At 33.7% G+C, this 8,764-nt stretch carries 7 protein-coding genes and 1 pseudogene; all 8 read right to left on the reverse strand.

Annotated features, from left to right (window positions below):
• Positions 1-236 (reverse strand): annotated as a pseudogene (locus ACOYLT_RS08905) (SAM-dependent methyltransferase); the annotation flags it as partial.
• Positions 236-1,054 carry a type I methionyl aminopeptidase gene (gene map, locus ACOYLT_RS08910; RefSeq protein ID WP_422853508.1) on the reverse strand — a complete coding sequence of 273 codons (819 nt, stop codon included), beginning with the start codon at positions 1,052-1,054 and terminating at the stop codon, positions 236-238. The gene map and the pseudogene ACOYLT_RS08905, both read right to left, overlap by 1 nt.
• Positions 1,055-1,097: 43 nt before the next feature.
• Positions 1,098-2,486, reverse strand: a complete 1,389-nt coding sequence (locus tag ACOYLT_RS08915) for a TolC family protein (protein ID WP_422853509.1) — start codon at positions 2,484-2,486, stop codon at positions 1,098-1,100.
• On the reverse strand, positions 2,486-3,832 hold the full coding sequence (locus ACOYLT_RS08920) for an HlyD family secretion protein (protein WP_422853510.1): 1,347 nt from the start codon (positions 3,830-3,832) through the stop codon (positions 2,486-2,488). The genes ACOYLT_RS08915 and ACOYLT_RS08920 overlap by 1 nt, the downstream gene beginning before the upstream one ends.
• A gap of 2 nt (positions 3,833-3,834) precedes the next feature.
• Positions 3,835-5,502 (reverse strand): peptidase domain-containing ABC transporter, encoded by a 1,668-nt coding sequence (locus ACOYLT_RS08925; RefSeq protein ID WP_422853511.1) that lies wholly within the window; start codon positions 5,500-5,502, stop codon positions 3,835-3,837.
• 2 nt (positions 5,503-5,504) lie between these two features.
• The gene (locus ACOYLT_RS08930) at positions 5,505-6,173 is read right to left on the reverse strand and encodes a TetR/AcrR family transcriptional regulator (RefSeq protein WP_422853512.1); all 669 of its coding nucleotides are present in this window, start codon (positions 6,171-6,173) and stop codon (positions 5,505-5,507) included.
• 9 nt (positions 6,174-6,182) lie between these two features.
• Positions 6,183-6,908: a DUF2490 domain-containing protein gene (locus tag ACOYLT_RS08935; protein ID WP_422853513.1), complete on the reverse strand. Its 726-nt coding sequence runs from the start codon at positions 6,906-6,908 to the stop codon at positions 6,183-6,185.
• Positions 6,909-7,109: 201 nt separating this feature from the next.
• Positions 7,110-8,636 (reverse strand): 2,3-bisphosphoglycerate-independent phosphoglycerate mutase, encoded by a 1,527-nt coding sequence (gene gpmI, locus ACOYLT_RS08940; protein WP_422853514.1) that lies wholly within the window; start codon positions 8,634-8,636, stop codon positions 7,110-7,112.
• Between the last annotated feature and the right edge of the window lie 128 nt (positions 8,637-8,764).

Below are 8,764 nucleotides of genomic sequence, written 5' to 3' on the forward strand. Positions count from 1 at the left end.
AGATACAACCACAATAATCGATGTCTTTCTAGTGAAAGCGTGCTTGGCGATAGCACATTGTTTCGTTGATTTCCATAACCATAGGGCAAAAACATACGAAAACTTTTTCCGTCAATTGGGTCTGTAAAGGTATTTCCTTTTAATAGAAATGCTAAAATCGGTCTAACTACTATGCTCAACCGAATAAGTATTGGTCGTGGAATGGTATTCAGTATGAATTTGAAAATCTTTTTCATTACAACACTAATCTAGTTTTACGAAATTCATCCTCTTCATTACTTTCAATTCCTAAGGCTTTATAGATATAAGCAAATGTGGAAAGTAGTTCTGGTTTCCCATCTACTAAAGCTACGTCGTGCTCAAAATGTGCACTCGGTTTTCCATCGGCAGTTAATATGGTCCAACCGTCTTTAAGCTGTTTTATGTTTTTGGTTCCCATATTAATCATCGGTTCAATGGCAACTACCATTCCTTCTACAAACAATTTTCCACGTCCGCGTTTGCCATAATTTGGCATTTCTGGCGCTTCGTGCATCACTCTCCCTAGTCCATGACCAACTAGTTCGCGTACTACGCCATAACCATGTCCTTCACAATATTTTTGAATAGCATTGCCCACATCTTCTACACGATTACCAATTTTAAATTCTCTGATTCCAACATAAAGACTTTCCTTGGTAACTTTTAATAATTTTTTTACCTCTGGAGCTACTTCACCAATCTCAAATGAGTAAGCATGATCACCATAAAAGCCATTTTTTAAAGCACCACAATCTACCGAAATTACATCGCCTTCTTGCAAAGGTGTGTTATTAGGAATACCATGTACCACTTGTGCATTAGGACTCATACAAAGTGAATTTGGAAATCCATACATGCCTAAAAATCCTGGTGTGGCACCATGATCTCTGATAAATGTTTCTGCTAATTTATCTAAATGTAAAGTAGTTACACCTGGCGTTATTTCAGAGGCAATCATACCTAACGTTTTTGAAACTACTAAAGCGCTTTCACGCATCAATTCAATTTCTTCAAGAGTTTTTTGGATAATCATATTCAGTATTTTCAGGTTGCAAAAGTAACTATTTTAGCTTTACTTATTCTGGATTGGCCATGATTTTAAATAGTTCTGCATTTGAAATGAAATACCTGTTTTCTATTGTGATTTCAGCTAATTGACTGCTTACTAAATTATTTTCTCTTGAGTTAATTAGGAAAATGGAGCTTTCACCAAAGGAAAATAAACGGTCTTCCGAAGTTAGCATGATCTTGTAATCATTTACTAAATCTGAAATAATATTCTTTTGTTTTAGCAACGATTGAATTTCGATTTTCTGTGCATTGATTTTGTTTTTTAATTGTACTTTTTCTAAATCTAAATTTAGTTGTGCATCTTGTACTTTGAATTTAGCCATTTTTAAATTACCTCTTTCTTTTCTCAAGAATAAAGGAAAAGCAAAATTCACGCCTACTTTATAATCCTGAAATCTATAATTGTCAAAATAACTTGGTTCTGATAAGTAGGAATATCCCAAATCAATTTTTGGCAAAAGCATGTTGGCTTTTAGTTTTTTGTCAACGGTATAAATGTCTACTTTATTTTGGAGTGCATTTATTTTAGGATGATTAGTAATAGAAGTTTCAGTATTCAATAATTCATTCGTCCTAAGCGTTTCTTGTATTGTTTGTTCCAAATTTCCTTCTGGATTCAAATCATCTGCCAATTCAAATGGGATATTATTATTGAGCCAAAGGAAATTAGATAATTCCAATTTGGCTTTGTTTAATTTTAATTTAGAATCCTCCAAATTTAACAACCTGTTTTTCACTATTATTCCAGCTTCAACGCTATCAATGGCTGGTTTGTCACCTTCTCTTATGAGTGATTTCACACCTATAAATCTGACTTGTGCATTTTTTGCATAGTTTTCATAGAGTAGTACTTCATTGTAATTTTTTCGCCAATTAAAGTAAGCTACAGATGCCTCATACAAAACAGCAACTGCCTGAAGTTTTTGTTCGGCTTGGCTCAAATTAATTTGTAGTTTTGCTTTGCGTAAATCAGCCATTCTTTGGTTGATAAACAATCCTTGCCCAAGCGGAATATTAATTCCTAACGAGGTTAACCCTTGATTTGGAAGGGTGTTTTCTGGATTAAGGTAAATACCTTCATTGTTGTCAAAACCAGCTTTTACTTCAATTCCATACCAAGTTGGAATTACAAAGCTACTATTGAGAATAGAGAAATATTCGCTGTCTTTGAATTTTTTTTGTTCAAAATCAACTTCAATCTTTGGGTCAAAACCGCCACGCGCCATCATCAAATTAGCTTGGGCACTACTCACTTGTAAGGCAGCACCTTTTACCATTGGATGATACTTTTTTACATAACCCAAGAATTCATTATAGCTAAATTCTTTTGGTTGTGAAGTTTGTCCAAATCCTAAAAATCCCATAAATAAAAAACCTAAAACTATTGATTTCATTATTTTTTCTCTTTTTGTGAACTCTCTTTTGGCTGATAGTAATTTGGTGGAAAACCATTCAAAGTTCGCCATAGTTCAAACCAAACAGGAACATTATCAAGTAAAGCTAATGTTTGCGCGCCAGAACCAATGCTTACTTGTTTTGGCCATTGTGCTTCATCTTCGTCTGGAGCAATTAGCACTCTGAATTTTCCATTATCGCTAATAAAATTTTCTACGGCAACTATTTTCCCTCCAAATGTTCCATAACTCATTCCTGGCCAACCAGAAAATACTATTGTAGGCCAACCATCAAACCAAACTCTTACTTTTTCTCCTTTGTGCACCAATGGTAAATCAGTAGGTGTTACATAAGTCTCAACGGCGATATCATATTTTGATGGCATTATGCTTACGATTTGAGTTCCTTCTTTTATTGTTTCTCCAATTCCTGATTGTAATGCTCTATTCACATAGCCACTTTGTGGTGCTTTGATATAATACATACCATTTCTGATTTGGTAATTAGTGTATTGGTTTTTCAATTTGTTGACTTGCGCTTCCGTATCATATTGATTACTCAAGGCTGTATATTGATCACTTCTGGCTTTTTGCTCTTTTTCATTATACTCTGCTATTATACGATTGACTTCTACTTTGACATTTATCAATTCATTTTCGCTAGCTAAAAGTTTGTTTTCTTGGGTGATTATTTTGGCATCCATTTCTTGAAGTTTCAATCTTTTTTCTTCCACATCAGTCAATGGTTTTAAACCTTCTTTGTTCAAAGCAATAACACGATTGAATTGTGTATTAGCAATTTTTACTTGAGTTCTAACTGCAATTAAATCAATACTATCACTTTTTACTTTTAAAATGCCTTGTCTAATTTTGTTTTTTGCCTGTTGGAGTTTCAAATGCTTCTCGTTTTGAATAGCAGCAATTTGAGCTGACAATGTGGTTACTTTTCCTCCATAAGAAACCTGTGCCATTTCTTTTGCTTTCATTTGGCTCTCGGTATTTTTAACCAAGTTAGGGTCAAGATAGTCTTCTTTGGTTTCAGATATAAAAAGAATGGTATCGCCTTTATTTACAAAATCTCCTTCTTTCACGTACCATTTTTCGATTCTTCCTGCTATGGCAGTATGAATAGTTTGTGGTCTTTGGCCAGGCTTCAATGTTGTTACAGCACCTGAACCAGAGATGTTTTGTGTCCAAGGAAGAAATAAAATAATAACTCCCAAAAGAGAAACACCTAGAATTATTTTATTTAAAATTTTATAATGTGGCCTATGGCTCAAGTTTTTTACTGTGCTAAACTGTTCAATGTTTTCAGTAATAGGGTTGTTATTTGAAATATTGAGCATAATTAAATAGTTTTAGTGTCGTTACTTATTTTTCCTTCTTGCATGGTGATTTTACGGGTGCATTTTTCTTTCCAATACGGATTTTTTGAGGACACAATTAAAGTCCATTTGTTTTCATTCGATGTTAAAAAGTCAATGATTTCTTTAGCAATAGGAGCATCCATTCTGTCCAGAGCGTCTTCAAAGAAAAGAATTTTGGGTTTGTTGATGATGCTTCTAGCCAAAAGTATTTTTTGAGCATTAGATGAAGATAGCTGTCTTCCCTCAGGGAAAATTTTGGTATCTAATCCTTTGGGTAATGATTTTATAAAGGAACCTAATTTTACACTTTCTATAGCCCATTTGATGTCTTCATGAGAAATAGTAGGGTTATTGAAAGTAATATTTTCTAAAATAGTTCCTTCAAAAGGAGTTTCTCCATTAATTATGGTTCCGATTTGAGAACGATACTGTTGTAAATCAATTTTTCTATACGTGTCATCGTTAATAAAAAATGTTCCTGATGTAGGTTGTAATAATCCAGAAAGTATCCTTATCAAAGTGGTTTTTCCCGAACCATTGTCACCTTCCAAGAATATTTTTTCGGAATTCTCAATTTTTAAATTGATAGTATCTAAGACATAGTCTCCAGATTCTGGGAACTTGAAATTAATGTTTTCAGCTTCTAAAGTAATATTGTTGTAACAAATTTCATTGTTAGTAGTTTGATTAGGTTCTATTTCTAAATCTGAAATTTGTCCAATCTTTTCAACGGCAGTCAAAACATCATAAAGCGTTTCTAGACCAACCACAATTTTCTCTACAGAATTGATGACCAATAAAATGATGATTTCTGCTGCAACGAACTGTCCTATATTCATTTTTTGATTTAGTACTAAATACCCACCAATGAAAAGCAATCCAGCGGTAATGATTACTTTAAAAACAATCAATTGGATAAACTGTCTTTTGATGATGTTAAAGTGCTTTTCTCTGTACTCTAAATACTGAGTGACTAAATAATTGTTTTTGTTTAATGCATAATTAAAGTTGGTTTTTTTTCTAAAACTATAATTGTTTCTTGCCATTTCTTGCAACCAACTCACTACTTTATACTTGTATTTTGATTCTTTAATACTGGTAGAAATTCCTGAATTGTAAGAAAATTTAAAAATGATATACAATAAAAGCAATAGTATCAATCCGAAGAATATGAAGAACGGATGATATAGCGAAAGCAAAATAATTCCAAAGACGATTTGAAGAAGGGCTGATGAAAAATCGATCAATAGTTTTGAAGCTCCTTTTTGAATAGTAATCGTATCAAAAAAACGATTGGCCAATTCTGGTGGATATTGATTGTATAATTCTTCAAACTTAATTTTTGGCAAACGAAACCCAAACTCAAAAGAGGAACGAACAAATATTTTTTGTTGTAAATTCTCTGTAATTCGTAGTTGCATAATGGATAAAATGCCAACCAAGGCAACTCCAATAATGACAATAATTACTAATACAACCCATGAAACACTCACGCGCCCTGATTGTATTAAATTGATAATAGCTTGGATACCTAATGGCAAGGACAAACTTACCAATCCAGCAAAAATAGCATAAAAGAATACTTGCGAAATGTCTTTTTTATCCAGTCGCAATAAGCTAATAAAACGTTGTAAAGGTGTATATTTCATAGTCATGATTTTAAAGTTTGGGAAACTAAATTTATATAAAAATCTGTTGGAGATATATCGTTGTTACAATTGGTAATAGTTTTCAAGTGATCTTTCAAAAAATGTTGATGCAATGCTCCTTCAACAATAGAAGAAGCTAAACTTTTGGCAAAAATGTAGTCAGGATTCACTTCCTCAATAATAGTTATAATTCTATTGATTACTCTTTTGTAAACTAAAAAGAAGCCTTCTCTATTTTCTTCATCAACTTCTTTAGTTAGTAATGTTTTGGTAAATTCTGCTATGATAATTTGGTTTAAAATGGCCTCATTGATATGTTTTGTTTTAGAATCATCCTCAATTTTTTCTGTGACTATAGTTATTGCTTTTTTTAGTTTTTCAAATGCGTTGTATATGTTATTGGTTTCAAAAACCATTCGATATTCAATCCAACTCCAATACCAGGAAGATAGATAAACCAATAGTTTGTGTTTGCTTTCAAAATAACGATAAATAGAACTTTCGTTAGAACCTATTCGTTCTCCAAGCTTTTTGAAGGTAAAATTTTCAAAACCAATTTCATCCATTAAGATAATACTCTCTTGTATAATTTTTCTACCCAGCGTTGAGGTTTCTGGATCTTTAACAAAGATGTTATTATTGATTTGTATTTTTAAAGATAAATTATTCATGGTCATTTTTTAATCATTTGTCGAAGGATGAAAATCATGCTTCGCTTTTTGTTTCAAATTAAAATTATATAGTAGTGCTACATTAAAAAAGTCGCGACCTGTTTCGTCATTAATTTTATAATCAAACTGATGAATATAACCTGTTTGAATGGCTAAGTTTTCTGAAAACTCATAACCGCCACCAATGAAAAGGCGATTTCTCTCAAAAAAAGGTTCCTTATCAGTAAAAAATAGTTCATTCCATACCGAAAGATAAAATGTTTTGGGCTCTATTTTTTTCCCTTCCAACGGAACTACTGCCGATAAACGATATCTGAATCGATTTCTATAGCCATTTGTGGTAAATCGTTGCTCTGCTCTGTAGCGGTGTTCAAAAATGATATAGTCAAATGGGTTTTTTAAATTGACTTGAGCCCAGGTTCTGATTTCTTTATTTTGTATAGGTTTTAAAATATTTCCGCCTTCGCTATAGGTGTTGTAATTGCCAATTCCACCAGTTATTGAAAAATTTGGTTTGATTTTATAGGTGGCTCCAATTTTTATTTCATAATAATGGAAATCACTATAAAAAGCCAAACTTCTAAGCTGTGCTTCTGTAAAGAAATTCCATTTTGGATTTACTTTCATGGTAACATTTAAGATGTTCCATGAACCAAGCTCTTTTTTTTCTTGACCAAAACCAAATTGGCTAATACTTATAAAGGCGAGTAAAAGGAGTAAATGTTTTAGTTTCAAAATAGTTATAATGATATATTTTTATGCAAATATAATAGTATTACTATCAAAAATGAAATTTTAACTTTTATTTAATCCTTTTTTATTCTATCAAAAGGAGTTTATCATTATTTTTTTTGTAACGTATAGCGCAGAATTACATCCCGTGCCCATAATGCAAATAAAACACACAAACTACAACGATAAAAAGTTATAGTTTTTTTATAAGTTCACTAACAAGGAATGACCCGTCATGACTTCGGGTTTTGGTATGCCCATCAGTTCTAATATCGTAGGAGCCAAGTCGCCCAAAACTCCATCGTGTACCGGCAAATGGTTTTTGTCTACTATAATAATTGGCACTGGGTTCGTAGTATGTGCGGTGTTTGGCGAGCCATCAGGGTTGATCATTGTTTCACAATTCCCGTGGTCCGCAATGATAATTGTGGTATAATCGTTGGCCAAAGCGGCGGTTACTACTTCTGAAACACAAGCATCAACGGCTTCACAAGCTTTAATGGCTGCTGCCATCACACCAGTGTGTCCCACCATATCGCCATTGGCAAAATTGAGACATACAAAATCAACATCGCCTTTGTTTAATTCTGGAATCAAAGCGTCTTTTAGTTCAAAGGCGCTCATTTCGGGTTGCAAATCATAGGTAGCTACTTTGGGAGAGTTTCTCAAGATGCGGCTTTCGCCACGAAATGGAATTTCTCTTCCACCCGAAAAGAAGAAGGTAACATGTGGATATTTCTCGGTTTCGGCTATACGAATTTGGGTTTTGTTGTGTTTTTCCAGCACTTCACCCAGCGTTTCGGTGATGTTGTCTTTGTCATAAATCACATGCACGTTTTCGTAGGTATCATCATAGTTAGTCATCGTCACATAATACAAATTCAGTTTGTGCATATTGAATTCGTGGAAATCTTTTTGCGACAAGGCTTCGGTCAATTCTCTTCCTCTATCGGTTCTGAAGTTGAAGAATAGCACCACATCTTCGTTTTGAATAGTGGCAATAGGAGTATCATTAGCATCAACAGCCGTAAGCGGTTGTATGAATTCATCGGTTACATTTTCAGCATAACTTTCGGCTATGCTTTGTACTACATTGGTAGTGTGTTTTCCTGTGCCATTCACCACCAAATCATAAGCCAGCTTCACGCGTTCCCAGCGTTTGTCTCTGTCCATGGCATAATACCGACCAGTAACAGTGGCAATTTTAACCGAAGTATTTTTAATATAGTTTTCTAAATCTTGAAGGTATGTTTTCCCTGATTTTGGGTCCACATCGCGACCATCCGTAAAGCCATGTATAAAAACTTTTGGCAAACCAAAATCCTGCGAAGCATCTATCAAGCCACGCAAATGCGACGTATGGGAATGCACGCCACCATCGGATATTAAACCAAGGAAATGAACCGCTTTATTATGGTCTTTCGCATATTGAAAAGCATCTAGCAATGGCTTTTCTTGGTTCATGGTTTTATTTTTGACTGCCAAATTAATTTTGGCTAAATCTTGATACACAATTCTACCCGCACCAAGGTTCATGTGTCCTACTTCGGAATTTCCCATTTGACCTTCGGGTAACCCAACGTTGAGGCCATCAGTTCTTAATTGTGCACTTGGATATTTTTGATACAAACTATTGATAAACGGAACATTGGCATTGTCAATAGCAGAAACTTTTGGGTCCGGAGATTTTCCCCAACCGTCTAGTATCATAAGGATTACTTTTTTGTTCATTAGGCATTAATTTTTAAACAAAGATACGGCTTAAATTTAGTTCAATAAATTTATTCGTTCCTAAGGGTTGGTTAATGTTTTATGAAGATTAGAATTTTTCAGGGTGTTATAATCTATAAAATAGCGAA

Source organism: Flavobacterium sp. (assembly GCF_049318185.1).
Taxonomy (GTDB): Bacteria; Bacteroidota; Bacteroidia; order Flavobacteriales; family Flavobacteriaceae; genus Flavobacterium.

Excerpts from the sequence above, each read along its gene's own strand:
- map (WP_422853508.1), bottom strand. The coding sequence starts at position 1,054 with ATGATTATCCAAAAAACTCTTGAAGAAATTGAATTGATGCGTGAAAGC.
- ACOYLT_RS08915 (WP_422853509.1), bottom strand. The coding sequence starts at position 2,486 with ATGAAATCAATAGTTTTAGGTTTTTTATTTATGGGATTTTTAGGATTT.
- ACOYLT_RS08920 (WP_422853510.1), bottom strand. The coding sequence starts at position 3,832 with ATGCTCAATATTTCAAATAACAACCCTATTACTGAAAACATTGAACAG.
- ACOYLT_RS08925 (WP_422853511.1), bottom strand. The coding sequence starts at position 5,502 with ATGAAATATACACCTTTACAACGTTTTATTAGCTTATTGCGACTGGAT.
- ACOYLT_RS08930 (WP_422853512.1), bottom strand. The coding sequence starts at position 6,173 with ATGAATAATTTATCTTTAAAAATACAAATCAATAATAACATCTTTGTT.
- gpmI (WP_422853514.1), bottom strand. The coding sequence starts at position 8,636 with ATGAACAAAAAAGTAATCCTTATGATACTAGACGGTTGGGGAAAATCT.